Origin of the sequence: Mycobacterium europaeum (assembly GCF_002102155.1) — a bacterium.
GTDB lineage: Bacteria > Actinomycetota > Actinomycetes > Mycobacteriales > Mycobacteriaceae > Mycobacterium > Mycobacterium europaeum.
On record NZ_LQOU01000020.1, the window covers coordinates 59,612 to 83,776 of the forward strand.

Annotated in this window: 23 protein-coding genes; 9 read left to right on the plus strand and 14 right to left on the minus strand. The window is 69.3% G+C overall.

What is annotated here, in order from left to right:
- The first annotated feature begins 140 nt into the window (after positions 1-140).
- The gene (locus tag AWC03_RS26860) at positions 141-287 is read left to right on the plus strand and encodes a hypothetical protein (RefSeq protein ID WP_007169068.1); all 147 of its coding nucleotides are present in this window, start codon (positions 141-143) and stop codon (positions 285-287) included.
- 129 nt (positions 288-416) lie between these two features.
- Here AWC03_RS26860 and AWC03_RS10300 read toward each other — a convergent pair whose 3' ends face one another.
- Both AWC03_RS10300 and AWC03_RS10305 read right to left on the minus strand, forming a co-directional pair.
- Positions 417-1,169, minus strand: a complete 753-nt coding sequence (locus AWC03_RS10300) for a 3-hydroxyacyl-CoA dehydrogenase (RefSeq protein ID WP_085240395.1) — start codon at positions 1,167-1,169, stop codon at positions 417-419.
- A gap of 53 nt (positions 1,170-1,222) precedes the next feature.
- A complete protein-coding gene (locus AWC03_RS10305; protein ID WP_085240396.1) occupies positions 1,223-2,308 on the minus strand; it encodes a CaiB/BaiF CoA transferase family protein in 1,086 nt (361 codons plus the stop codon).
- 97 nt (positions 2,309-2,405) lie between these two features.
- Between AWC03_RS10305 and AWC03_RS10310 the strand changes: the two genes are divergently transcribed.
- Entirely contained in the window at positions 2,406-3,215 is an 810-nt protein-coding gene (locus AWC03_RS10310; protein ID WP_085240397.1) for an enoyl-CoA hydratase, read from the plus strand.
- Positions 3,216-3,299: 84 nt separating this feature from the next.
- Positions 3,300-4,637 (plus strand): DUF2867 domain-containing protein, encoded by a 1,338-nt coding sequence (locus AWC03_RS10315; RefSeq protein ID WP_085240398.1) that lies wholly within the window; start codon positions 3,300-3,302, stop codon positions 4,635-4,637.
- A 6-nt stretch (positions 4,638-4,643) separates the two neighbouring features.
- Here the strand turns inward: AWC03_RS10315 and AWC03_RS10320 are convergent, their stop codons facing one another.
- Together AWC03_RS10320 and AWC03_RS10325 are read right to left on the minus strand one after the other, a co-directional pair.
- On the minus strand, positions 4,644-5,366 hold the full coding sequence (locus AWC03_RS10320) for a CPBP family intramembrane glutamic endopeptidase (protein ID WP_085240399.1): 723 nt from the start codon (positions 5,364-5,366) through the stop codon (positions 4,644-4,646).
- Complete coding sequence (locus AWC03_RS10325; RefSeq protein WP_085240400.1) at positions 5,363-6,508, minus strand: NAD(P)H-binding protein; 1,146 nt, start codon at positions 6,506-6,508, stop codon at positions 5,363-5,365. The genes AWC03_RS10320 and AWC03_RS10325 overlap by 4 nt, the downstream gene beginning before the upstream one ends.
- A 208-nt stretch (positions 6,509-6,716) precedes the next feature.
- Here AWC03_RS10325 and AWC03_RS10330 point away from each other — a divergent pair, with 208 nt between their 5' ends.
- Positions 6,717-7,217 carry an isoprenylcysteine carboxyl methyltransferase family protein gene (locus AWC03_RS10330; protein WP_085240401.1) on the plus strand — a complete coding sequence of 167 codons (501 nt, stop codon included), beginning with the start codon at positions 6,717-6,719 and terminating at the stop codon, positions 7,215-7,217.
- On the plus strand, positions 7,214-8,230 hold the full coding sequence (locus tag AWC03_RS10335) for an NAD(P)/FAD-dependent oxidoreductase (RefSeq protein WP_085240402.1): 1,017 nt from the start codon (positions 7,214-7,216) through the stop codon (positions 8,228-8,230). The genes AWC03_RS10330 and AWC03_RS10335 overlap by 4 nt, the downstream gene beginning before the upstream one ends.
- 126 nt (positions 8,231-8,356) lie before the next feature.
- Here the strand turns inward: AWC03_RS10335 and AWC03_RS10340 are convergent, their stop codons facing one another.
- The 10 genes from AWC03_RS10340 to AWC03_RS10385 all read right to left on the minus strand — a co-directional run bounded on the left by AWC03_RS10340 (position 8,357) and on the right by AWC03_RS10385 (position 20,059).
- Positions 8,357-9,160 (minus strand): crotonase/enoyl-CoA hydratase family protein, encoded by an 804-nt coding sequence (locus AWC03_RS10340; protein ID WP_085240403.1) that lies wholly within the window; start codon positions 9,158-9,160, stop codon positions 8,357-8,359.
- On the minus strand, positions 9,157-10,311 hold the full coding sequence (locus AWC03_RS10345) for a thiolase family protein (protein WP_085240404.1): 1,155 nt from the start codon (positions 10,309-10,311) through the stop codon (positions 9,157-9,159). The genes AWC03_RS10340 and AWC03_RS10345 overlap by 4 nt, the downstream gene beginning before the upstream one ends.
- A 155-nt stretch (positions 10,312-10,466) precedes the next feature.
- Positions 10,467-10,997: a hypothetical protein gene (locus AWC03_RS10350; protein ID WP_085240405.1), complete on the minus strand. Its 531-nt coding sequence runs from the start codon at positions 10,995-10,997 to the stop codon at positions 10,467-10,469.
- Positions 10,998-11,361: 364 nt separating this feature from the next.
- Positions 11,362-12,846 (minus strand): aldehyde dehydrogenase family protein, encoded by a 1,485-nt coding sequence (locus AWC03_RS10355; RefSeq protein WP_085240406.1) that lies wholly within the window; start codon positions 12,844-12,846, stop codon positions 11,362-11,364.
- Between the two features lie 89 nt (positions 12,847-12,935).
- Positions 12,936-14,150, minus strand: coding sequence for a cytochrome P450 (locus tag AWC03_RS10360; RefSeq protein ID WP_085240407.1), 1,215 nt, complete (start codon positions 14,148-14,150; stop codon positions 12,936-12,938).
- A gap of 10 nt (positions 14,151-14,160) precedes the next feature.
- Positions 14,161-15,129, minus strand: coding sequence for an SDR family NAD(P)-dependent oxidoreductase (locus tag AWC03_RS10365; RefSeq protein WP_085240408.1), 969 nt, complete (start codon positions 15,127-15,129; stop codon positions 14,161-14,163).
- Positions 15,122-16,255, minus strand: a complete 1,134-nt coding sequence (locus AWC03_RS10370; RefSeq protein WP_085240409.1) for a spirocyclase AveC family protein — start codon at positions 16,253-16,255, stop codon at positions 15,122-15,124. Before AWC03_RS10370 ends, AWC03_RS10365 begins: the two co-directional genes overlap by 8 nt.
- Positions 16,256-16,268: 13 nt before the next feature.
- The gene (locus AWC03_RS10375; RefSeq protein WP_085240410.1) at positions 16,269-17,381 is read right to left on the minus strand and encodes an ABC transporter substrate-binding protein; all 1,113 of its coding nucleotides are present in this window, start codon (positions 17,379-17,381) and stop codon (positions 16,269-16,271) included.
- Positions 17,382-17,414: 33 nt separating this feature from the next.
- The gene (locus AWC03_RS10380; protein WP_085240411.1) at positions 17,415-18,257 is read right to left on the minus strand and encodes a CbbQ/NirQ/NorQ/GpvN family protein; all 843 of its coding nucleotides are present in this window, start codon (positions 18,255-18,257) and stop codon (positions 17,415-17,417) included.
- A 56-nt stretch (positions 18,258-18,313) separates the two neighbouring features.
- On the minus strand, positions 18,314-20,059 hold the full coding sequence (locus AWC03_RS10385; RefSeq protein ID WP_085240466.1) for a nitric oxide reductase activation protein NorD: 1,746 nt from the start codon (positions 20,057-20,059) through the stop codon (positions 18,314-18,316).
- A 94-nt stretch (positions 20,060-20,153) separates the two neighbouring features.
- Here AWC03_RS10385 and AWC03_RS10390 point away from each other — a divergent pair, with 94 nt between their 5' ends.
- The 4 genes from AWC03_RS10390 (at position 20,154) to AWC03_RS10405 (ending at position 24,103) form a co-directional block, all read left to right on the plus strand.
- Entirely contained in the window at positions 20,154-21,128 is a 975-nt protein-coding gene (locus AWC03_RS10390; RefSeq protein ID WP_085240467.1) for an SDR family NAD(P)-dependent oxidoreductase, read from the plus strand.
- Between the two features lie 85 nt (positions 21,129-21,213).
- On the plus strand, positions 21,214-22,359 hold the full coding sequence (locus tag AWC03_RS10395) for an acyl-CoA dehydrogenase family protein (RefSeq protein ID WP_085240412.1): 1,146 nt from the start codon (positions 21,214-21,216) through the stop codon (positions 22,357-22,359).
- On the plus strand, positions 22,356-23,456 hold the full coding sequence (locus AWC03_RS10400; protein WP_085240413.1) for an acyl-CoA dehydrogenase family protein: 1,101 nt from the start codon (positions 22,356-22,358) through the stop codon (positions 23,454-23,456). The genes AWC03_RS10395 and AWC03_RS10400 overlap by 4 nt, the downstream gene beginning before the upstream one ends.
- Positions 23,456-24,103 (plus strand): nitroreductase family protein, encoded by a 648-nt coding sequence (locus tag AWC03_RS10405; RefSeq protein ID WP_085240468.1) that lies wholly within the window; start codon positions 23,456-23,458, stop codon positions 24,101-24,103. Before AWC03_RS10400 ends, AWC03_RS10405 begins: the two co-directional genes overlap by 1 nt.
- Positions 24,104-24,165 lie beyond the last annotated feature (62 nt).

Below are 24,165 nucleotides of genomic sequence, written 5' to 3' on the forward strand. Positions count from 1 at the left end.
CGGGCACACAGTAAGAGTCCGGCCAGAAACTTGGCCGGCGATTAAGCAGGTCATGGGGCTGAACGCCACGGTTGACCGCCCGGAACCTACCCGCCGGTAAATTGCCAACATTTTCCGAATCGTGACTCAAGGATTCCTTAATGGTGGCCCATACGCTCAGTGTCATGTGGATCGACGACACAAGTGCCGACGTCATCAAGGTTGACTTCGAAGCCCTCTACCACGGCGACGTCCTGGTGGAAGGCGAGACCTCCGAGCAGTTCGAAGAACTGCAAGCGGCGAGTTGAGCTGACATGAGTATGCTCGCGCGGCTGTTGATGGCCGAACCCGCTGTCAGTCGATGGTTCCGTCGATAAGGTCTCTCTCCGATACGAAAGCCCCCCGCTTCGCGCGGGGGGCTTTCGTGTTCGGGGGACTCAGCGGGGCGCCATGCGGATGGCGCCGTCCAGCCGGATGACCTCGCCGTTGAGCATCGGGTTTTCGATGATGTGCACCGCGAGCGCGCCGTACTCGTCGGGGTCACCGAGCCGGGCCGGGTGCGGCACCTGCTTGCCCAGCGACTTCTGCGCCTCCTCGGGCAGCGAACCCAGCAGCGGGGTCTTGAACAGCCCGGGCGCGATGGTCACCACGCGGATGAGCTCGCGCGACAGGTCGCGCGCGATCGGCAGCGTCATGCCGACCACGCCGCCCTTGGACGCCGAGTAGGCGGCCTGGCCGATCTGGCCCTCGAACGCGGCGACCGAGGCGGTGTTGATGATGACGCCGCGCTCCTCCCCGATGGGCTCGGTCCTGGCGATGCGCTCGGCGGCCAGCCGCAGCACGTTGAACGTGCCGATCAGGTTGACCCCGACCACCTTCTTGAACGCGTCCAGCGGGAACGGGCCGTCCTTGGACAGCGTCTTGATGGCGTTGCCGATGCCCGCGCAGTTGACGTTGATGCGCAGCGGGCCCATCGACTCGGCGATGTCGAGCGCCTTGCCGACGGCGGCCTCGTCGGTGACGTCGGCCTGCACGAAGCGGGCGCGCTCGCCGAGTTCCTGGACGGCCTCTTCGCCCCGCAGGTCGATCACCACCACCTGCGCGCCGGCGTCCAGCAGCCGCTTGGTGGTGGCCAGGCCCAGGCCCGAGGCGCCCCCGGTGACGACGGCGACGGCGTCCTTGATCTTCATGCGAGTCCTTCCCTGAGAGTCACGTTGCGTCCAGCCAACCAGTTGGTTGGCGACTATACCCAGTCGTTCAACACGGCCGCGACGTCGGGCAGCGGCGCCGCCGGCGGGCGGGGCACGTCGGGCGTGGTGCGCGAGAACCGCGGGGCGGGCAACGGCTGCAGACCGCCGTCCACGTCGTAGAAGGTGTTCCGCTCGGTGATGTGCGGCTCGGTGTGCACCTCGCCGAACGCGAGCACCGGCGTCACGCAGGCGTCGGAATCGGCGAACACCTTCGCCCAATGGTCGCGGTCATGCCCGGCGAAGGCCGCGGTCAGCGCCTCGCGCAACTCGGGCCAGCGGCTGACGTCGTTCTGCGCCGGCAGGTGGGCGGCGTCCAGGCCCAGCCCGGCCAGCATGGCCGCGTAGAACTGCGGCTCGATGGCGCCGACGGCGACATAGCGGCCGTCGGCGCACTCGTAGGTGTCGTAATACGGCGCGCCGCCGTCGAGCATGTTGGTGCCGCGCGCGTCCGACCACATGCCCAGCCCCCGCATGGCCCACATCATCTGGATCAGCACGCTGGAGCCGTCGACCATGGCGGCGTCGATCACCTGTCCCTTGCCGGAGGCCTGCCGCTCCCACAGCGCGGACAGGATCCCGACCAGCAGGAACATCGAGCCGCCGCCGAAGTCGCCGACCAGGTTCAGCGGCGGCACCGGTCGCTCGCCGGCCCGGCCGATGGCGTGCAGGATCCCGTTGAGCGAGATGTAGTTGATGTCGTGGCCCGCCCGCTGACTGCGCGGGCCGGTCTGTCCCCAGCCGGTCATCCGGGCGTAGATCAGCCGCTCGTTGACCGCGGCGCACTGTTCGGGCCCGAGGCCGAGCCGCTCGGTGACGCCGGGGCGGAAGCCCTCGATCAACACGTCGGCCCTGGCGACCAGCTCGAGCACGACGGCTCGGCCCTCGTCGGACTTGAGGTCGACGGCCAGGACGCGCCGGTTGCGCAGCATGGCGTCCTTGGCGACACCGCCGGGACCGCTGGACGGTCGGTCGATGCGCACCACGTCGGCCCCCAGATCGCCCAGGATCATCGCCGCATGCGGCCCCGGCCCGATGCCGGCCAACTCGATGACCCGAAGTCCCTTCAGCGGTCCAGCCACGACCCACCGACCTTTCGTCTACTCTGACGCCCGTTGTTGTTGGCATCTTCGCAGCCGGCCCCAACGGGCGCGCAGCCCGGTCACTTAGGGTGAGCCCATGCCGCAATCCGCGATCGACACCCTGACCCCCGTCGCAGGCCTATCCGTCACGCTGTCCGACGGCGTGCTGGCGGTGACCATCGACCGGCCCGACAGCCTCAATTCGCTGACCGTGCCGGTGATTACCGGGATCGCCGACGCGATGGAACGCGCGGCGACCGACCCGGAGGTGAAGGTGGTGCGCCTCGGCGGTGCGGGCCGCGGCTTCTGCTCCGGCGCGGGGATCAGCGCCGACGACGTGTCCGGGACCACGCTCTCGCCGGACGAGATCGTGTGCGAGATCAACCGGCTGATCCGGGCGATCGCCGCCGTGCCGCACCCCGTGGTCGCCGTGGTCCAGGGACCGGCGGCCGGCGTGGGCGTCTCGCTGGCGCTGGCGTGCGACATCGTATTGGCTTCGGAGAGCGCCTTTTTCATGCTCGCCTTCACCAAGATCGGCTTGATGCCCGACGGCGGCGCGTCGGCGCTGATCGCCGCCGCCGTCGGCCGCATCCGGGCGATGCACATGGCGCTGCTGCCCGAACGCCTCCCGGCCGCCGAGGCGCTGTCCTGGGGGCTGGTCAGCGCCGTCTACCCCGCCGACGAATTCGAGGTCGAGGTGGACAAGGTGATCGCCAGGCTGTCGGCGGGCCCCGTCGCCGCGTTCGGCAAGACCAAGCTCGCGATCAACGCCGCCACGCTCACCCAGCTGGATCCGGCGTTGCAGCGCGAATACGAGGGGCAGGGCGTCCTGCTGCGATCCCACGACTTCGTCGAGGGCACAAAGGCTTTCCAGGAGCGCCGCGCCCCCGAGTTCACCGATCGCTGACGGCGTGGCGCTTACCGGCGGCCGATGCCGGTAATCCTCCCTCGCGTCGGGCCCCGATAATTGGAAGCGACGGACGGAGAATCCATGGCTGGACAGGTGCGGTGTCTGGTGACCGGGGCGACCGGCTACATCGGTGCCCGGCTGGTGCCGCGACTCTTGGACGAAGGCCACCCGGTGCGCGCCCTGGCCCGCAACCCGGCGAAGCTGGCGGACGTGCCGTGGCGGCAGCAGGCGGAGGTGGCGCGCGGCGACCTCGGTGATCTCGATTCCCTGATCGCGGCGTTCGACGGAATCGACGTCGTCTACTACCTGGTGCATTCGATGGGCTCGGCGAAGGATTTCGCCGACGAGGAGGCGCGCGCGGTGCGCAACGTCGTCACCGCGGCCCGTCGCACCGGCGTGCGGCGCATCGTGTATCTGAGTGGGCTGCATCCCGAGGGCCGCAAGCTCTCGCCGCACCTCGAGTCGCGGGCGGCGGTGGGCGACGCGCTCATCGCCTCGGGCATCGAGACGCTGGTGCTGCAGGCGGGCGTCGTCGTCGGCTCTGGGTCGGCGTCGTTCGAGATGATCCGCCACCTCACCGACCGGTTGCCGGTGATGACCACCCCGAAGTGGGTGCACAACAAGATTCAGCCGATCGCGGTGCGCGACGTGCTCTACTACCTGGTCGCCGCGGCGACGGCGGCGGTGCCGGCCTCGCGCACCTGGGACATCGGCGGACCCGACGTCTTGGAGTACGGCGACATGATGCGCGTCTACGCCGACGTCGCGGGGCTGGGCAAGCGCTATCTGATCGTGCTGCCGTTCCTGACGCCCACGATCGCCAGCCTCTGGGTCGGTACGGTGACGCCGATCCCGCCGGGCTTGGCGCGCCCCCTGATCGAGTCGCTGGAATGCGACGCGGTGATGCGCGACCACGACGTCGACAGCGTCATCGCGCCCCCGCCGGGCGGTCTGACCGACTACCGCCGGGCCGTCGAGCTGGCGCTCGCGCGCGCCGCGCGGGGTGTCCCGGAACCCTCGTGGTCGTCGTTGCGGTCCGAGCCGGCCGAGGCGCTGCCCAGCGACCCGGAGTGGGCGGGGGAAATCGTCTACACCGATGCGCGCACCGCCCACAGCCCCGCCGAACCCGCCGCGGTCTGGAAAGCGGCGGAGGACGCCGTGACCTCGCGGACGGGCTGGAAGCTCGAGGAGCGTGCCCCGGGGACACTGTTGCGGCTGCGCTCCACGAAGCGGGCGCCGGGACGGGAATGGCTCGAGATCACGGTCACGCCGCAAGACGGCCGCGGCAGCCGCTACTCTCAGCGGTCCATCTTTTTGCCGAGGGGCATCCCGGGGCGGGTGTACTGGTTGTTCGCGCGGCCGGTTCACGCCGCCCGGATGCGTGCGCTGGCCCGCGAGGTCGTCGGCCCGGCCCGATAACCGCCGTCAGACCCCAAACATCGGGGGCAGCACGAGGACCATGATCAGCCCCCACACCAGGTGGGTGAGCATCGGCGCCAGGACGCCGCCGGTCGCCCGGCGCTCGAATGCGCATACCGTCCCCAGGATGACCGCGGCGAAGCCGAGCATGGGGTTGCCGCTGGCCAGCGTCGCGCCGGTGTAGAGGACGGTCGAGATCAGGACGGGGTGATAGCGCCCCAGGGCGTTGTAGAGGGCGCCGCGAAAGAACACTTCCTCGGCGACGCCGTTGACCAGGGTGATCGCCACGATCACCGGATACCACCCGTGGTGGGCGTATTCCAGCACCCGGGTGATCAACTCCGCCACCGGCGTGATCTCCCGGGCGATCAGCCCGCCCGCCACGAAGACCGCGCCGAGCAGGAGGCCGATGGTCGTCCCGGTGATGACCGGGCGTTGATTGCGGCCGCGCCAGCAGATGCCGCCGAGGTGCAGCGGGCCGGAGATGAGCCCGCCGGCGAACCACACCCCCGCCAGCGCCAGGGTCAGCCAGTAGAAGCTCGACTCCCCCGGGTGGCGCCGCAGCGAGAACCCGAGCATCGCGGCGCCGATGACCAGCGTGACCGTCACGATGACGCGCCGGCGTCGCACGACGGCGGGCGATTCGTGGTGGGGCACAGCGACTTTGGTGAGCGCGCGCCACCACTCGGACAGCACGCCGGTGTTGGACGGGGCGGTTGACTGGCTCATGCGGGATGCACCTTCGGGGTCAGGGCGATCAGGAGGTCGAGGCCGGTTCGAAGCGCGCCGGCGAGCGGACCGGGGACCATGCCCACCAGCCCCAGAGCCGGCCGCACGACGGGCGGGGTGAGGCGGCGGGCCAGGTGGCGGATGCGCCGCACGTCACCGCCGGCCCACGCGGGGTCGGTGTCGGCGAGGTGATGGGGATCGGCCAAGGCGTTGACCGGGGACGGGCGATTCGGCTGATCGGCCAAGGCTAGGGCAATGGCCCGGTCCACGCCGAGCAACCCACCGGGCGGGTCGGCCACGCGATCGCGCAGGCCGCGCTTGGACGCCACCATCGGATGATCGAGCGATTCGACGAGATCGCCGGCCAGCCCCGGCGGTACGGGCAGGGCGACGCCGGTGATCAGCGACGCCAACGCCGTGTCGACCCGGCCCACCGGCACCCCGGCGTGCCACCGGCCGGAGATGCGCGTATACGCCTTGAGCAGCTCGCGGTAGGACGTCGTGTCCGGGCCGCAGATGTCGTACGCGCCCGCCGGCACCAGGCCGGGGTCGGCGGCGGCGACCAGGTAGTGCAGGACATCGCGGATCGAGATCGGGTCGATCGGGTTGTCCATCCAGCTCGGTATCGGGATGAGCGGAAAACGGTCACCGACGTAGCGCATCATCTCGAACGAGGTCGATCCCGCGCCGATGATCATCGCCGCGCCCAGCCACACCACCTCCGGCCCGCCCGGAACCGTCAGCGCCGCGGCCACCTCGGCCCTGCTCGTCAGGTGCTCGGACAGCACCTCGTCGGCGGGCACGAATCCGCCCAGGTAGACGATGCGCCGCACACCGGTGTCCCTGGCCGCCGCCGCCACGTTCGCGGCCGCGGCGTTGTCGGCGTCCCGGAAGCCCGGCTGCCCGATGGCGTGCACCAGGTAATACACCACGTCAACGGGCCCGCATTCGGCGAAGGCCGCGCGGGTGGCGGCGGGATCAGCGGCGTCGAGCGTCACCGGTGTGATCTCGCCGAACCATCCGAACCGGCTGAGGCGCGCGGGGTTCCGGGTGGCGGCCAGGACGTGGTGGCGGTCCGCCAGCAGCGCCGTGACCAGCCGCGACCCGACATAGCCGGTGGCGCCTGTGACCAGGATCCGCATACCTTCGACACTAGCCCGGCGACGATGCGCGTAAACCTCGCGGGCGCGGGGCCTCTCCGCGCGCGCGTAACGCCACGGCGGCGTTCGGCCCGGAATTTCGCCCTGTCGTTACGCTCGCACGCGGGAGGTGCCCACAGCTCGCGGCGTTGAACCCCCGTGTCGGCGGCACCGTGGGTACAAGGAATCCTCGTCAAGAGATAGTGGAGACATGTATTACCTGTTGGTCCTGGCGGTCGGCATCGAACGCGTCGCCGAACTGGTGGTGTCCAACCGGAACGCGCAGTGGTCTTTTGCCCAGGGCGCCAAGGAATTTGGTCGCCCGCATTACCCGGTGATGGTGCTCGTCCATACCGCGCTGCTGGTCGGCTGCATCGTCGAGCCGTGGGCGCTGCACCGGCCGTTCATCGGATGGCTGGGCTGGCCGATGCTGGCGGTGGTGGCGCTCAGCCAGGGCCTGCGCTGGTGGTGCATCGCCACACTGGGCCGGCGGTGGAACACCCGGGTGATCGTGCTGCCGAACGCCCCCCTGGTGCGGCAGGGCCCCTACCGGTGGCTGCACCATCCCAACTACGTTGCAGTGGTGGCTGAGGGGTTGGCGCTGCCGTTGGTGCACACGGCGTGGCTGACCGCCGCGCTGTTCACGCTGGCCAACGCGGCGTTGCTCAGGGTGCGGCTGCGGGTGGAGAACTCGGCTCTGGGCTACACGTGAGCGAGTACGACACCGATCTGTTGGTCGTCGGCGGCGGACCGGGTGGTCTGGCCGCCGCACTGCACGCCCGCCGGCATGGGCTCTCGGTGATCGTCGCCGACCCGCGCGAGGGTCTCATCGACAAGGCGTGCGGTGAGGGCCTGATGCCCGGCGGCCTCGCCGAGCTGATATCCCTCGGCGTCGACCCGGCCGGCATGCCCTTTCACGGAATCGCCTACGTCAGCGAACACCGCCGGGCGCAGGCGCGGTTTCACCGCGGGCCCGGCCGCGGGGTGCGACGGACCACGCTGCACGCGGCGCTGGCCGCACGCGCGAAAGAGCAAGACACCGAACGGCTTCGGGCGCGGGTGACCACCGTGCAGCAGGACGCTCGTGGGGTGACGGCCGCCGGTGTGCGCGCGAAATGGATGGTCGCGGCCGACGGACTGCACTCACAGGTCAGGCGGTCCGTCGGGATCGCGGCGACGGCCGGAACACCGCGGCGCTACGGCGTGCGCTGGCATTACCGGATTCCGGCCTGGTCGGAATTCGTCGAGGTGCACTGGTCGCGGTGGGGCGAGGCGTATGTGACGCCGGTGGAGCCGGATCTGGTCGGCGTGGCGATCCTCTCCCGCGGCCGGCCCGACCTCGCCTGGTTCCCCGGGCTGGCCCGGCGATTGGCGGGCGCGGCCCGCGGGCCGGCCCGGGGATGCGGCCCGCTGCGGCAGGTGGTGTCCCGCCGGGTCGCGGGGCGGGTGCTCCTGGTGGGCGATGCGGCCGGCTACGAGGACGCGCTGACCGGCGAGGGCATCAGCCTGGCGGTCAAGCAAGCGGCCGCCGCCGTCGCCGCGATCGTCGACGAAGCGCCGGAGTCGTATGAGCCTGCGTGGCAACGGATCACCCGCAGCTATCGACTGCTCACCCGCGGGCTGGTGCTGGCCAGCACCCCGCCGGCGGCCCGCCGCGCCATCGTGCCGGTCTGCACGCTGCTGCCCGGCGCGTTCCAGCGTGGGGTGAACGTCCTGGCGGGCTAGTCCTGATGGTGGCGACCCGCTTCGCCCGGCTTCGCTGATTGTGGCGACCCGCTTCGCCCGGCTTCGCCGCGCTCGCAATCACCACGGCCGCGCTCGCAATCGCCACGGCCGCGCTCGTGATCGCCACTAAAGCGCCTTCCAGACCGGCTCGCGCTTCTCGGCGAACGCCAGCGGCCCCTCCTTGGCGTCCTCCGACCGGAGCAGGTCGCGCACCTCGTTCATGGTGCGCGCCCAACCGGCTTCCTCGTCGGTGACGACGCCGTCGTCGACCCCGTAGGCGATGCGCTTGCTGGCCTGCACCGACAGCGGCGCGTTGACGGTGACCCGCGCGGCCAGGGCCAGTGCGGCCTCCAGCACCGTGCCCTCCTCGACGACCTGGTTGATCCCGCCCCATTCGAAGGCGTCGGCGGCGGTGATCGGCTCGCCGGTCAACAGCAGCTCCATCGCCACTTTGCGCGGCAGCTGCTGCACGATCCGGAAGACGCCGCCGGCGGCCGCGATGAGCCCGCGTTTGACCTCCGGCAGGCCGAACTGGGCCCGCTCGTCGGCCACCACCAGGTCACTGGCCAGGGCCAGCTCGGTGCCCCCGCCGAACGCGGTGCCGTTGACCGCCGCGATCGTGGGCTTGTCGATGAAGTGGTGCACGTAGCCGGCGAAACCCCACTCGCCGTGGTCGGGGTGATACAGGTTCTCCCGGCGGGAGATCGCCTTGAGGTCGGCGCCGGCGCAGAACGACTTGTCGCCGGCGCCGGTGATCACCACGGCCCGCACCTCGGGGTCGTGCTGCGCCTCGTCGAGCGCGTCGCCGACACCGACGCTCACAGCGCCGTTGACCGCGTTGCGGGCCTCGGGCCGGTTGATCGTGATCACCATGACGTTGCCGCGGCGTTCGACCAGCACCGCCGGCTGGTCGGCCGGGGCGTCCGTCACAGGAGCTCCACGATGGTGGCGTTGGCCTGGCCGCCACCCTCGCACATGGTCTGCAGGCCGTAGCGAATTCCCTTGTCCCGCATGTGGTAGAGCAGCGTGGTCATCAACCGCGCACCAGAACCACCGAGCGGGTGGCCCAGCGCGATGGCACCGCCGTTGGGGTTGAGCTTGTTCTCGTCGGCGCCGATGTCCTTCAGCCACGCCAGCGGAACGGGCGCGAACGCCTCGTTGACCTCGTAGGCGCCGATGTCGCCGATGGAGAGGCCGGACTTCTTCAGCGCCTTCTGGGTCGCCGGGATGGGCGCCGTCAGCATGATCACTGGGTCGGCGCCGGCCAGTACCGCGGTGTGCACCTTGGCGATCGGCTTGAGGCCGAGTTCCTTGGCCTTCTCGGCGGACATGAACAGCAGGGCGGCCGAACCGTCGGTGATCTGCGAGGAGTTTCCGGCGTGGATGACGCCGTCTTCCTTGAACGCCGGCTTCAGCGACGCCATCTTCTCCATCGGGGTGCCGCGGCGGATGCCCTCGTCCTTGAGGACTGTTGTTTTTTCGTGGCCATCGGCCACTTTGATGCCGACGATCTGGTCGTCGAACGCACCGGAATCCTGTGCCGCGGCGGCCTTTTCGTGTGATCCGAGCGAGAACTCATCGAGGGCGAGTCGGTCGAAGCCCCACTGCTCGGCGATCATTTCCGCACCGATGCCCTGGTTCGGCGTCCGGTGGTAGCGGTCCTTGAAAGCCTGGGGGTACGGGTTGCCGCCGTTGGCCAGCGACGATCCCATCGGCGTCCGTGACATCGACTCGACACCGCCGGCGACGACGACGTCGTAATGTCCGGCGACCACGCCGGCCGCGGCGAAGTGGATGGACTGCTGGCTCGACCCGCACTGGCGGTCGACGGTCACGCCGGGCACGGTCTCGGGCCAACCGGCGGCCAGCAGCGCGGTGCGGCCGATGTCGAGGGCCTGCTCACCGGCCTGCATCACGCAGCCCCAGATGACGTCGTCGACGATTCCCGGGTCGATACCCGCCTTGTCGACCAGCCCGTTGAGGACCTGCGCCGACAGGTCGGCCGGGTGCACCCCGGCCAGTCCGCCGTTGCGCTTCCCGAGCGGTGAGCGAACTGCCTCGACGATGACGGCTTCGGCCATGCTTGTGTCTCCTTTGACGCGTGGAATTCAGACGAAGATCTTCCGTCGATTGTCAACCAACGCGTTGGACGGTCACCTGCCGGGGTCGCTCCTGCGGGAATGCGGCGGGTGCATGCCGCCCCACGCGGGACCGGTGCAGGAGGCTCGGCCGGGACTCAATGGGTGTAGGGCACGGGGCGGGCGTTCGCGTAGCCATCCCACCACCCGAACAAGCTATTCAGGTCCTGACCGCCGTGGACGTTGAGGAGCAACAGTTCCTGATCCCGTGTCCACTCGATATCGGGGGCGCCTTTGAAGGTGCCGCAGGAAATCTGGCCAGCGGTCTCGCCGGGGCTCGCCGTGTAGTGCCACTGCCCCGGCGAGCCGTCCACACCCGGGCACGGCACCGGCGCGTAGTCAGCCCCACGGCTGGCCAGGTCATTCTGGAAAGCACTGTTCATCGAGTCCAGGTCGGCAAATCGCGTGAAGCGCCCGACCGTCGGAGCCCGGAGTCCGGCATTTTGGTCGCAGTCCAGACTGGCCACCGACCCGGGGGGCGCGTTGCTGGCCGGTTTGCACGCATTGCCCGTGAATCCGAAGGGCAACTCGTCGACGATTCGTTGCTCTTCGGGACTGAACGGAAGGGCGCCTGCGGGCGCAGCGCCGACGTGCGTGGTGAGACTCAAACCGCCGAGGAGAGTCAGCACGCCGAAGGCGCTACGTGCGACCTGCCATGAAACCGGCGGCCGGTGGGAGCGTGCCCATGAGAGCGCGAAACCGAATCGTGGACTATTCATGGGTGTATTGGACCACTTGACCCGAAGGCTCGCACTAGGAACCGAAGCCGTCTCTGCCAGGACGTTGGGCATTTCCGGATGCGGGCCGCGTCCGTCACGTCGCCACCGTCTGACATCCCAGCAGGCGCACCACTCGGGGTGGTCAGACCGGGCATCGTTCAGGCGGTCCAGCGGGCATGCAATCTCGGGCCGCTGGTCGGCGAGGGCAGCGAACACGAATGGGCGGCCCGCACGCAATGCCAGAACGTATTGACTTGCCCCACCGTTCCTTACCTCACCCGGCGGGGTAGGCCACCGACTTGATCTCGGTGTACTGGTCGAACCCGGCGACGCCGTTCTGGCGTCCCACGCCGCTGTACTTGTAGCCGCCGAAGGGTGTGTCGGCGCCATACGGTGCGCCGCCGTTGACACCCATGAAGCCGGCCCGGATCCGCCGCGCCACGGCCAGCGAGCGCTCCAGCGACCCCGACATCACGTTGCCCGCCAATCCGTACTTGCTGTCGTTGGCGATCCGGATCGCGTCCTCCTCGTCGTCGAACGGGATGACGCACAGCACGGGCCCGAAGATCTCCTCCTGGGCGATCGTCATGGAGTTGTCGACGTCGGTGAAAAGCGTTGGCCGGACGAAGAATCCCTTGTCGAAACCGGTGGGTGCGTCGGGGCCGCCGACCAGCGCCGTCGCGCCCTCCTCCACGCCCTTGCGGATGTAGCCCATCACGCGGTTGCGCTGCACCTCGGAAATCACCGGGCCGCACAGCGTTCCGGGGTCCTGCGGGTCGCCGCACGTGACGTTCTCGTAGATGCTCTTGAGAATCTCCACGCCCTCGTCGTAGCGCGACCGCGGCAGCAGCATCCGGGTGGGGTTCGCACAGCCCTGCCCGGCGTGCATGCACGGCGCGATGCCGATCGCGCAGGCCATCCCGAAATCGGCGTCCTCGAGCACGATGGTGGCCGACTTGCCGCCGAGCTCCAGGAACAGCCGCTTCATGGTCGCGGCGCCCTTCTCCATGATCCGCTGGCCGACCACCGTCGAGCCGGTGAACGAGATCAGGTCGACCTTGGGTGAGAGCGTGAGCTCTTCGCCGACAAAGTGATCCGATGCGGTGACGACGTTGACGACGCCCGCGGGAATGTCGGTCTTCTCGGCGATCAGCCGGCCGAGCCGGGTCGCGTTGAACGGCGTGTTGGGCGCCGGCTTCAGCACGACGGTGTTGCCGGTGCCCAGCGCCTGTCCGAGCTTGTTGAGCGTGACCTCGAACGGGAAGTTCCACGGCACGATCGCGCCGACCACGCCCACCGGCTCGCGCCAGACCTTGCGGGTGGTCAGCGTGCCGGTCAGGCTGATCACCTTGTCGCCCAGGTCGGTCTCCCAGGCGTATTCGTCGATCAGCCTGGCGGGGTAGCGCAGCCCGTCTTCCAGTGGGGCGTCCAGCTGGGGGCCGAACGTGATCGCCCGGGGCGAGCCCACCTCCAGGATGAGCTCCTCGCGCAGCTCTTCCTTCTCCGATTCGATCGCCTCGTGCAGCTGCAGCAGGCAGCGCTTGCGCAGCTCGCGGTTGGTCGACCAGTCGGTCTCGTCGAAGGCCCGCCGGGCGGCGTCGATCGCCCGGTGCATGTCCTCCCTGGAGGCGTCGGCGACCTCGCCGAGCGGCTCCTCGGTCGCCGGGTTGATGTTGGTGAAGGTGCCGGCTTGGCCGTCGACGAGCTTGCCGTCGATCATCATCTTCGGCTCGAAACGAACCTTTACAGCCTCGGTCATAACTGTCACTCTCTTTGAATCGCGAAGGGGCTACGGAGAGCCTTACCGGAAACTAGCCGATTGGCAAGCTGCAACCTCTGCGGGGCTGGTCATCGGGGGTCGAAAAGCACCGGCACTGACGTCGGCGAGCGGAAGACCTGCCCGCGGATGTGTGGGTCGTCCGCGTCGGGGTCCAGCCGCAGGTTCGGCAGCCGGTCCAGCAAAAGGTTGACGGCGGTGCGCATTTCCAGCCGCGCCAGGTGCATGCCGAGGCAGACGTGCACGCCGTGCCCCCAGCCCAGGTGCGCCCTGGGCGAGCGGAAGATGTCGAACGTGTCCGGATCGGGGTAGCGGTCTTCCTGCCGGTTGGCCGCACCCAGCATCGGCATGACGGTCGAGCCGGCCGGGATCGCCACCCCGGCGAGTTCGGTGTCGCGGCTGGCCACCCTGGTGATGGTGAGCAGCGGCGGTTCCCACCGCACACCCTCCTCGATGGCCTGCGGCAGCAGCGACCGGTCCGCGCGGATGGCGGCCAGCTGCGCGGGATCCGACAGCAGCGCCAACAGCAGGCTGCCCAGCGACCGGTAGGTCGTCTCCACCCCGGCGGGCAGCAGCAAGCGCAGGAACGAGTAGATCTCCTCGTCGTCGAGCTTCTCGCCGTCGATCTCGGCCTGGGCCAGCGCGCTGATCAGATCGTCCTTGGGTTCGGCCCGCCTGGCCCGCAGGATCGGCGCGAAGTACTCGCACAGCGCCGCCGAGGCGGCAAGGCCGCGTTCGGGATTCAGGATCCAGCTGAGCAACGAGATGGACCATCGTTGGAACTGGGGATAGTCCTCCTCCGGCAGGCCCAGCAGGCCCGCGATGATCCGGCTCGGGTAGTCGAAGGTGAATTCCTTGACCAGGTCGGCCTTGCCGTTCGCCGCGAACCGGTCGATCAGACTGTTTCCCACGCGGCCGACCAACTCGTCCTCCCAGCGCGCCAAAGCCTTCTGCGAGAACGCCTTTGACACCAGCGAACGCAACCGGCCGTGCACCGGCTCGTCCATGCCGAGCATCACGCGCTCCCCCAGCACGGGGCCGAACGCCGCGATGACCGCCGCCGACGAGAACGTCTCGTTGTCGCGCAGCATCTGCTGCGCTTCCTCGAAGCGGTAGACGATGAAGACCGGTTTGGACTCCTCGTGCGGCATCCCGGAAACATCCAGGCGCTGAACGGGCTCCTCGCGCCGCAACCGCGCCAGCTCGGTGTACGGGTCGCGGACGTCGCCGGAGACGGCGTCGTCGAAGGCGCCGAAGTCGTCCAGGTCGTCGAAAAGCTGTTCCATCAATGCTCCCTCACTTCGCTTTTCGGGCCGCCAGGCGCTGCAGGATCGGCTGCGGCACAATCCGCGCGACGAACACCATCGCCTTTTGACCCGTTGTCAACGGCCACGCCCCATCCCGCATCGAACCCTGCCTCGGTATGCCCAGCACGATCCGCGACACGTGGTGCATGCCGGATGCCGGAAGAATCCTGTTGGCGGCCAGCAACATCGAGGCGTCCGGTCCTACACCGCGGCGGCGGAACGGCGCGTGGTCATCCAGCGCCTTGAGCAGACCGTCGGTGAACCGCTCGGGTGGCCGGGCCAGTTTCATCGCAAAGCGCCCGCGGCTGTTCATGGTGTGGTGCAGCCGCGCGTACGGGCCGCCGAAATCGCGATTGTCGGTGGTGCCCGCGTCGGTGATGATCTCGGTGTCATACGTGCCGGCGACCAACACGGTGACACCCAAACCGAAGGGCGCTATCTCGCACGCCATCGATTCCCCCCACCGCTCCAGCGCGCCCTTGGCCGCCGAGTACGGCGCGGTGGCCGGCTGCCCGCGCACCCCCGCCGCGCTCGACACCAGGACGATGCGTCCCCGTCCCGCCGCCCGCATCGACGGCAGCAGCGCCTGGGTGAACGCGACGGGGCCCAGGACACTGGTGGCAAACATGCTCTGCCACAACGCCATGTCGGTCTCCTCGACCATCCCGGCGGCCGAGATCCCGGCGTTGTGCACCAGCCCGACGGGTGCGCCGGCGGCTTCCCCGATGGCCTTGGCCGCCGCCGCGATCGACGCCGGGTCCAACAGGTCGAGCTGCACGCCGATCAGCCGGTCGTCGCCTTCCTCGGCGCCCGTAGCCTCCCGGAGCAACGGGAGGCCGCGGTCGGGGGTCCGCATCGCCGCGACCACCCGCCAGCCTTCGCGGTACAGGCGCACGGTCGAGGCAAACCCCAGACCGCGGGAGGCACCCGTGATGACGGCGGTGCGCGGCTCAGCCATGCGCGCCCGCGGTTGCGCAGGGGCCACTGCCCGGCGGCGGCGGATCCACCTGGGGCCGCCCGTTTGGCTCCCCGCTCGCCCAGGTCGACCAGATGCCGACCGAGTACGGGCCCTGGGCGCCGGCCTTCTCGTAATAGCCCTGCGGGTCATACACTTTGGCCTCCGGGTAGGGCCACGGGCAGGCCACCGAGGTCGCCGCGTGGCTGACCTTGATGACCCAGAACCACGCCCCGTAGGCGAAATAGGACACGTTGATGATGGCGAACATCACCAGGAAGGTGCCGAGCACCGGACGGGTCGGGAAGATCCTGGCCTTGGCGGCCAGTTTCTCGGCCACCGATTTACCGGTGTCGTCGCGGTAGCACAGTATCGCCGCGGGCACCATCACGAAGGTCACCGAGAACGACTCCCAGATCAGCGGGAACTGGAACGTCGTGCCGGTGAACACCGAACCCCACGGAATCACCTGGGAGTAGATGTACATGCCCATGTGCACGAGCTGGATCTCCAGCCACGCGTCGAAGACGAAGCCGATCGCACAGGTCAGCAGGCCCAAGCTGATCAGCGGATGCCGCGACACGAAAGCCTCGGGCCCGTTGCGCGCCTGCAGTTTGCGCAGGATCCAGACCGCCGGGAAGTACGGACCGAAATAGAAGGTGACGTAACCGAATACGACGAACGGCTCGACGGTCGGCGACAGCGACACCAGCGGCCAGGATTCCGGCCAGTGGATGAGGTCGGGGTTGTACACCGCGAACGGGGCCCAATTCATGATCGGGTCCTGCCACACGATCAGCGTGGTGCACAGGAACATCAGCATCACCGGGCTGCCCGGGTTGCGGCGCCAGCCCCTGACGAACACCACGAGCAGGACGAGCAGCATGATGACGGTGGAGATGTGCAGGAAGGTGATGTAGTCCAGGCCGAAGATGAACTTCACCGGGCGGGGGCGGCCGTGCACGTTCGGGTTGGCGACACGCGGGTCCAGGGCCACGCGGCAGTTCGCGATGAAGAACAGCGCGAACGCCGCCAGGGCGGCGCCGGCGACCCAGCCGCGTCGCTCGCCCGCGCGCGGCCGCGCCGGGTCGCGTTGCGCGGCAAACGGTGTGGATTGATCAGTGCTCATGGCGTCGGCGCCCTCACTCTCCGAAGCGATCGACCAGGCGGGAGTTGACGCCGTCGGCGTCCAGCGTGCGGGCCACCAGGTACCCCGCGCCCATCCACGCGCGACGAGTCCATTTCCCGAAGGAGACGCGGGTGCCGGGGGCGCCCGATGCGGCGGGCATCATCTTCACCCGCTCCAGCGCCTCTTTGACCCCGCGCGGGCTCAGCGGGTGCGCGTCGGTGAACGCGCGGACCAGCGTGGCGGCGACGTCGTGGTTGACCACGGGCACGCAGTACTCGGGGCGCCTGCCGCCATACTTGTGCGCGTACCGGTCCAGGAACTCCTGGCCGAGCCGGTTCTCCTCGTCGTACTGGTCGACACCGACCCAGCCCATGAACGCGTTCCACATGATGGGGTTCACCCAGGCGTTCTGGAACGCGGTGGTGGTGAATCGCGGCGGGTCCCAGTCGGCGGCCTGCAGCGCGGGGTTGATGAACACGATGCCGAAGCCGAAGCCCAGGTGCACGATCGCCTCCGCCTTGGCGTCGTGCAGCGTCCGGACGGCCTCGTTGATGTCTTGCGCGGTCTGGGCGATCGCCGCTTCGGCGACGATGCGAACGCCGTTGCGGCGGCACGCGGTTCGCAGGTTCTTCAGGTAGCTCTCGCCGATCAGGTTCTGCTCGACGAGGACGCCGATGTCGGTGAGCCCGCGTTTGGCGACGAGGTCGGCGATGAAGATCGGCTCGTCGGTCATCGATCCCTGGGGGAAGGCGAATGTCCATTCCCCCAACCAGTCGTCGGTGCCGGTGACGCTGATCGCGGGTACCTTGAACCGCTCCTCGATCGCCTCGCGGGTCGGGACGCAGTTGTCGGTGATGTGCGGTCCGAACACCACCAGGCAGCCTTCGTCGACGAGCTCGCCGAACGCGTCGATCACGGCCTTGACGGACCCCTTGGGCAGGCCCTCGACCTCGCGGTAGATCATCTGCACCGTGCGATCGATCACGCCCTGTTCGTGGGCTTCTTGGAAGATGAGGTCGAAGCACCGGGTGAAGTCGGCCTTCATCTTCTCGGGAAACCCCGGCGGCAGCGTGAAGTCCATCAGGTAACCGACCTTGATCGGCTCAGCGCTGCTTTCGTAGGACATCCGACCTCCCGGTGAGACACTCGCGCCGACAGTTCATTTCGTCGCCCCGCCCAGATAGATCTCGATCATCTCGGTCAGGGCCCTGCCCACCGCCGCGTCGTCGGTGAGCGGGCCGGCGATCGCCGCCCCGGCCGCATCCGCCATGGTCAGCCCCTCTGCGACGAGCCTGCCCGCCGCGATCAGCACGCGGGTCGACGCGACCTCGCGCAGGCCGCCGGTTTCCAGCCGGCGGATGGCTTGCCCGAACCGCACCAGCTCCGCGGCGGTGGTGCCGTCCACGCCCGCCTCGTGCGCGACGATCCCCTCCTCGACATCGGCTGGGGGAAAGTCGAATTCGATGGCGACCATCCGCTGCCGGGTCGAGTCCTTGAGGTCCTTCAGCACGCTTTGATAACCGGGGTTGTAGGACACCACCAGCCCGAACCCCGGCGCCGCGTCCAGCGTGACGCCGAGACGCTCGATCGGCAGCTGCCGCCGGTGATCCGCGAGCGGATGCAGCACCACGGTGGTGTCCTGCCTGGCCTCCACCACCTCGTCCAGATAGCAGATCGCCCCCTCGCGCACCGCCCGCGTCAGCGGGCCGTCCACCCACACGGTCTCGTCGCCCTGTAGCAGGTACCGGCCGACGAGGTCGGCCGTGGTGAGGTCGTCATGGCAGGCGACGGTGATCAGCGGGCGGCCGAGATCGTGGGCCATCGCCTCGACGAATCGGGTCTTGCCACAACCCGTCGGCCCCTTCAGGACGAGCGCCAGGCCCTGGCGGTAGGCCGCCTTGAAGACGGCCTCCTCGCCGCCGATCGCCCGATAGTAGGGCCGCACCCCCTCCGCCTCGGGGATCGCGCCGTTCCGGCACGCAAGCCCGGACTCGTTGGCCATAGCTTCCCTTCTGCCCCCACGGTGAAATGGAGCCTATCGCGGAACAGATGTTTGTTTCAAGAGCTCTGACTTGCGTGTTTGGGCTTCGTATCTGAAACACGCGGGTGCCGAGGCATCGTGCGACCAACCTCCGCCGAGCGCAGTGCGGAGCGGAACAGCGGCCCGATCACGGCGGCGAGTTGGTCGGGGCGCGCGACCGTGGCGTGCGCGGCGCTGCCGAACACCCGGCGCACCGACGGCGCGTCGGTCCCGGCGCCGATGGTCAGGCAGGCGCAGCCGATGCCGCGCCGGCGGGCCTCGGCCAGGGCGCGGCGCGCGTCGGCGGCGCCATAGGCCCGCTCATATCCGTGGTCGTAGGCGAGCCCGTCGGAGAGCACCACCAGCAGCCGCCGTGTCGTGCCCCCGCGGGCATCCAGCACGGCCGACCCGTGCCGGATGGCCGCGCCGAGCCGGGAGTACCCGCCGGGCTCAAGGCTGTTGAGCCGCTTCATGACCCGGGTGTCGAGGTGCTCGTCGAACCGCTTGACCGGCACCACGCTGACCGCGCCCCGGCCCTGCGAGTAATAGGCGTAGAGCGCGACCCGGTCACCCAGGTCGTGCAGCGCAACCGCGAGGTTGGCGGCTGCCGCGCGTTGTTGCTCGTGCACCGTTCGCCCCACCGTGCCGGGCTCCGCCGCCGACCCCGAAACGTCGAGCAGCAGCAGCACCGACAAATCACGCCTGCGGCGCAGGCTGTCCAGGTACACCGCCTCGTCGGGCATCGAACCGGCCAAGACTTCGACGTGGGCCTCGACCGCCGCGTCGATGTCGATGTCGTCGCCCTGCGGCTGCCGGCGGTGTCGGTGCAGCCCCATGCCCAGCCGCGACAGCGGGCGGCCAACGCCGACGGCCGCTTCGATCGCATGCGTCGCTGACGCCTTGAGCGTCGGCTTGACCTCGCGGACGGTGCACCACTCGGGCCGGTATTTCCCGTGCGCGACATCCCATTCCGGGTACTTCAGGCCGTCCGCGGCCGTCGGGGCCCGCCGCTCTGCCCCATCCTCGCCCGACGTGGCGGCCAGCGATGTCACCGCGTGCGATCCGCGCTTGGCACTGTTGGTCCGGTGCGTCGGCGTGTCGGCGCCGGGTGGCCCGCCGCCGCTGCCGGTCTTGCGCGCGGAAGACAGCATCTTCTTCAGCCACTTGCCGATGAAGCCGCCGCCGCCCACCGGGCTGGTGAACATATCGGGCTCATCGGCATCGTCGATCGCGCCGTCCTCGAGTTCATCCAGTCTGCCCGCCGGGCCCCTGGGGGCGTGTCCGTGCTCGTGGCCACCCCGTTGTTCCGCCGCGCGAGCGGACGCGGCCAGTACCTTCGCGGGGCGAATGACGCCGAATTCCGGTGCGGGGTCGTCGATCGTCGCGCGCCTTCGGGCGATTCGCAGCGAAGCGGCGGGCGAATCGCTGCGCTTCGCGGTGTCCCGGTCGGCCAGGGACGCCAGGACGCCCGGCAGCAGGTGGCCATTCGCGACGACCGCCCGGTGCCCCTCCACCGCCAGGTAGCGCCTGGCCAGCCGGGGGTGGCGCAGCAGGCGGCGCATGACGCCCGGGTCCAGGCTGCCGGCCGCGATCATCGAGGCTTGCACGGCAACGGCTTCGAGCCGCTCGCGGGCGCTCGCGCCGGCGTCGACGTGGATGATCTGGCCGTCGGTCCACGACGGCTCCCCCGGCCGTAGCTCGGCCACCGCCATCGCGCGGCCCGCCAGCGCGGCCGCGAGCATGCCGAGCCCCGGCAGCCGGTCGCCGCGAACGTCGGTGGACACGCTCATCTCCGCACGGTTTGGACTGCGTTGACCAAATATCTGTTCCACCGTAGAGTCCGGGGCCACCGCAGTCAATCGGGGCAAGGAGCATGTGGTGATCGACTTCACCGGCCAGGTCGCCGTGGTCACCGGCGCCGGCCGTGGACTCGGCCGGTTGTACGCGCTGGACCTGGCGCGCCGGGGCGCCGCGGTGGTGGTCAACGATGTCGGCGGCTCGATGCGCGGCGAGGGCGCCGACTCCGGCGTCGCCGACGATGTGGTCGAGGAGATCACGAAGGCCGGCGGCAGCGCCATCGCCTCCTACGACTCGGTCGCCAATCCCGCGGGCGGCCAGGCGATCATCGACGCGGCGTTGGACGCATTCGGGCGGCTGGACGCGGTGATCAGCAACGCCGGCATCTTCGGCAGCGCGCCCTTCGAGGACCTCTCGCTCGACGACTGGGCCCGCATGCTTCGTGTTCATCTCGACGGCGGCTTTCAGCTGTCTCAGCCCGCATACCGCGTGATGAAGGACAACGGGGGCGGGCGGTTCGTGTTCATCTCCTCGTCGGCCGGGGTCTTCGGCCAGCCGATGGAAGCCCACTACGCCGCGGCGAAGGCCGGCCTGGTGGGGCTGACGAACGTGATCGCGATCGAGGGCGAGGCACACGGCATCGTCGCGAATTCCGTTATGCCGACCGGCTTCTCGCGAATGGTAACCGAGACCGTCGGCGACGAGAAATTCCTCGCCGAATCCGGATTCATGCAGGCCATCAGGCCAGAACTCGTGGTGCCGCTGGTGACCTTCCTCGCCAGTAGCGCGTGCACCTTCACCCACCGCAATTATTCGGCCGCCGCCGGCCGCTACGCGCGCGTGTTCGTCGGCCTGGGCGAAGGATGGCTCGCGGACGCCCGGAGCCAACCCACGGCCGAAGACATCCAGGCGCACCTCGAGGAGATCTCGTCGACGGAGAAGTTCTTGGTGCCCGCCTCGATCGTGGACGAGGTGCTCGAGGTGTGTGGGCGCCGCGGCGTCAGCGCCATGCCCGGTGACGGCGATGTCGCCTTCCCCGAGCCACGGCGGAGCTGACGCTGCGCGCCGCCGTTGTTGACCGGCTATCCGCTCAACCGTAAAGTCCGGCTAGGTGCCAAATTCACCAGGGAACCAAGGAAAAGTGGACTTTTCATACCCCGCGGAAGTGGAGCAGTTCCGCGTCGAGCTGCGCGACTGGCTATCGAAGAACCTGACCGACGAGCTGATGGCCGCCCGCCGGCCCTCCGGACGCGATGACGCCGCTTTCGAGATGCTGCGCGCGTGGAGCGCGACGATGGCCGACGCGGGCTGGGCCGCGGTCTCGTGGCCGCGCGAGTACGGCGGCCGCGGCGCGACGGTTCTCGAGCAACTGGTCTACACGGAGGAAACCACGCGGGCCCGAGCCCCGATGCCGCTCAACGTTATTGGGCTGAACAACATCGCACCGGCCATCATGCAATACGGGACCGAGTCACAGAAGCGCACGCTGCTCCCCCGCATGATGCGGGCCGACGACATCTGGTGCCAAGGGATGTCGGAACCCGAAGCGGGTTCCGACCTCGCCGCACTGCGGACCCGCGCCGTGCGCGACGGCGACGACTTCGTCGTCAACGGCCAGAAGATCTGGACCTCGCTCGGGCATCGGGCCCACTGGTGCCAGCTCTACGTGCGCACCGACCCCGAAGCGCCCAAACACAAGGGCATCTCCTGCCTGATCGTCGACATGACACTGCCGGGCATCGAAGTCCGTCCGCTGGTGACGCTCAACGGCGACGCCGATTTCGCCGAGGTCTTCTTTCACGACGTGCGCGTGCCGGCGGACGCGCTGCTCGGTCCACTGAACGCGGGCTGGCAGGTGGCCACCACCACCCTCAGTCATGAGCGGGCCGGGGCGGCCCGGCTGTACGCCGAAATGCAGGTCCGGCTGGAAGAACTGGTCGACGACATCGCCGCGCACACCGATGCGCTTGAAGATCCCGTAACGCTGCGCCGCCTCGGCGAAATCGCGCTGCGCATCAAGTATTTGGAGGTCCTGTGCCAACGATCGATCTCGGCGACGCTGCATGGCGGTGACGCCTTCGGATCGGCGAGCCTCGCCAAGACGGTGTGGGGTGAGATCGGGCAGGACATGGCCGCCCTCGCCTTCGACGTGTTGGGCGCCCGCGGTGCCGGTGCGCCGTGGGCCAACTACCGTCTGACGTCGCGGTCGCTGACCATCGCGGGCGGCACCAGCCAGATCAACAAGAACATCACCGCCCAGCGGGTGCTCGGGTTGCCACGCAAATGAACCTCGAACTCACCGACGAGCAGACGGCGCTGCGGGACACCACCCGGCGCTTTCTGGCCGAGAAGGCGCCGGTCTCAGGTCATGTGCGCCCGCTGCTCGACGACCCGACCGGCACCACCGAGGCGGTGTGGCGCGGCCTCGCCGGCCTCGGGACAACCGGTCTGCTGGTTCCGGAGCACGTCGGCGGCGCCGGCATGACGATGGTCGAGGCCGGCATCGTTGCCGAAGAGCTCGGCGCCGCACTGCATCCGGGGCCGTGGTTGTCGAGCGCGGTCGCCGCCCCCCGGGCGCTGACGCGGCTCGGTGCGGCAGATGCCGCAATCGAGCTGTTGAGCACGATCGCCGATGGCACCACGATCGCCACCGTCTGCTTCCTGGCTGACACTCCGGTCGCCGCGAGCCGGGAGGACTCCGAGCGCATCGTCTTGCGGGGCGAGATCACCGCCGTCCCCGACGCCGCCGCCGCGGGCGTGCTGTTGACGCTCGCCGAGGATGACGGGGGTCAAGGTCTATTCGCGGTACGCAGCGACTCGCCGGGTGTTTCGGTCGCGCCCGAGCGTGGTATCGACCAGACCCGCAAGCAATTCCGGGTCACGCTCGACTCGGCGCCCGGGCAGCGACTGGCCGCGGCGTCCCCGGAGGACGTCGCCGCGGTGCTCGACGATGTGCTGATCGCGACGGCCGCCGACGCTCTGGGCGCCGCGCGAGCCGTCATGGAGATGGCCGTTGCATACGCCAAAACCAGAACACAATTCGGGCAGCCGATCGGCTCGTTCCAGGCGGTCCAGCATCTGTGCGTCGACATGTTCGAGACCCTGGAGTTGGCACGCAGCGGCGTTATCCACGCGCTCTGGGCGGCCGACAACGCCGACCCTGACGAGCGGCACCTGGCCGCGCTGCGGGCGAAGGCGTTCGCCGGCCGCTTGGCCACGGTGGGCGACACGGCCATCCAGGTGTTCGGCGGGATCGGCTACACCTGGGAGCACGACGCCCACCTGTACCTCAAGCGCCTGCTCAGCTGGAGCGCGTTCCTGGCCGGTCCCGATCGATGTCTCACCGAACTCGGTGCGCGCCTTGCGAAGAGCGGCACGCCGTGATGGATGTCGAGTACCTGCTCACCGCCACCCGTTCGGCGCGCAAGGCGCTCGACCTCGACGCACCGGTCGACCTCGCCGACATCCGGGAGTGCTTGCGCATCGGTTTGCAGGCGGCCAACGGCTCCAATCAGCAGTCGTGGCGCTGGCTGGTGATCGCCGACCCGGCGTTGCGTGCCGAGATCGCCGAGCTGTATCGCGCGGCGTACCTACTGCGGGTCGGTGGCCAGCTGATCGCCGACCTGGTGCCGGCCGGAACGCCGGAAGGCCGGATCATGTCGTCGACGGAATGGCTCGTCGAGAACATGTCGAGGGTTCCGCTGCTGGTGATCCCCTGCTATCAGCCATACCTGCCCCGCATCGAGGGCGACGAATCGTTTCATCAGGCCACGCTGTACGGCTCGATCTTCCCGGCGGTCTGGAACTTTCAGCTGGCGCTGCACACCCGGGGATACGGGACCTGTATCACCACCCTGCACCTGCATCGCGAGGTGGAGGTTCGGCGGCTGCTCGGGATTCCCGAAAGCTACGTCCAGGGCTGTCTGCTTCCGGTCGGCCGGCTGCGTGCCGGTCAGACATTCCGGCCCGCCCGGCGACGGCCGGTCGGCGAGGTGGTCGCGCGCGACGGTTGGGCCGGGCCGGCGCTTTAGAATGGTCCCGAGAATGGTCCGGCACCGCCGTTATGCAGCGCATTCGTTTGCGCGCGCTCTGA

What these genes read in the sequence shown, in the direction of transcription:
- AWC03_RS26860 (WP_007169068.1), top strand. Translation starts at nt 141, where the DNA reads ATGGTGGCCCATACGCTCAGTGTCATGTGGATCGACGACACAAGTGCC.
- AWC03_RS10300 (WP_085240395.1), bottom strand. Translation starts at nt 1,169, where the DNA reads ATGAAGATCAAGGACGCCGTCGCCGTCGTCACCGGGGGCGCCTCGGGC.
- AWC03_RS10310 (WP_085240397.1), top strand. Translation starts at nt 2,406, where the DNA reads ATGCCGCAATCCGCGATCGACACCCTGACCCCCGTCGCAGGCCTATCC.
- AWC03_RS10315 (WP_085240398.1), top strand. Translation starts at nt 3,300, where the DNA reads ATGGCTGGACAGGTGCGGTGTCTGGTGACCGGGGCGACCGGCTACATC.
- AWC03_RS10320 (WP_085240399.1), bottom strand. Translation starts at nt 5,366, where the DNA reads ATGAGCCAGTCAACCGCCCCGTCCAACACCGGCGTGCTGTCCGAGTGG.
- AWC03_RS10325 (WP_085240400.1), bottom strand. Translation starts at nt 6,508, where the DNA reads ATGCGGATCCTGGTCACAGGCGCCACCGGCTATGTCGGGTCGCGGCTG.
- AWC03_RS10330 (WP_085240401.1), top strand. Translation starts at nt 6,717, where the DNA reads ATGTATTACCTGTTGGTCCTGGCGGTCGGCATCGAACGCGTCGCCGAA.
- AWC03_RS10345 (WP_085240404.1), bottom strand. Translation starts at nt 10,311, where the DNA reads ATGGCCGAAGCCGTCATCGTCGAGGCAGTTCGCTCACCGCTCGGGAAG.
- AWC03_RS10355 (WP_085240406.1), bottom strand. Translation starts at nt 12,846, where the DNA reads ATGACCGAGGCTGTAAAGGTTCGTTTCGAGCCGAAGATGATGATCGAC.
- AWC03_RS10360 (WP_085240407.1), bottom strand. Translation starts at nt 14,150, where the DNA reads ATGGAACAGCTTTTCGACGACCTGGACGACTTCGGCGCCTTCGACGAC.
- AWC03_RS10365 (WP_085240408.1), bottom strand. Translation starts at nt 15,129, where the DNA reads ATGGCTGAGCCGCGCACCGCCGTCATCACGGGTGCCTCCCGCGGTCTG.
- AWC03_RS10370 (WP_085240409.1), bottom strand. Translation starts at nt 16,255, where the DNA reads ATGAGCACTGATCAATCCACACCGTTTGCCGCGCAACGCGACCCGGCG.
- AWC03_RS10375 (WP_085240410.1), bottom strand. Translation starts at nt 17,381, where the DNA reads ATGTCCTACGAAAGCAGCGCTGAGCCGATCAAGGTCGGTTACCTGATG.
- AWC03_RS10380 (WP_085240411.1), bottom strand. Translation starts at nt 18,257, where the DNA reads ATGGCCAACGAGTCCGGGCTTGCGTGCCGGAACGGCGCGATCCCCGAG.
- AWC03_RS10400 (WP_085240413.1), top strand. Translation starts at nt 22,356, where the DNA reads ATGAACCTCGAACTCACCGACGAGCAGACGGCGCTGCGGGACACCACC.
- AWC03_RS10405 (WP_085240468.1), top strand. Translation starts at nt 23,456, where the DNA reads ATGGATGTCGAGTACCTGCTCACCGCCACCCGTTCGGCGCGCAAGGCG.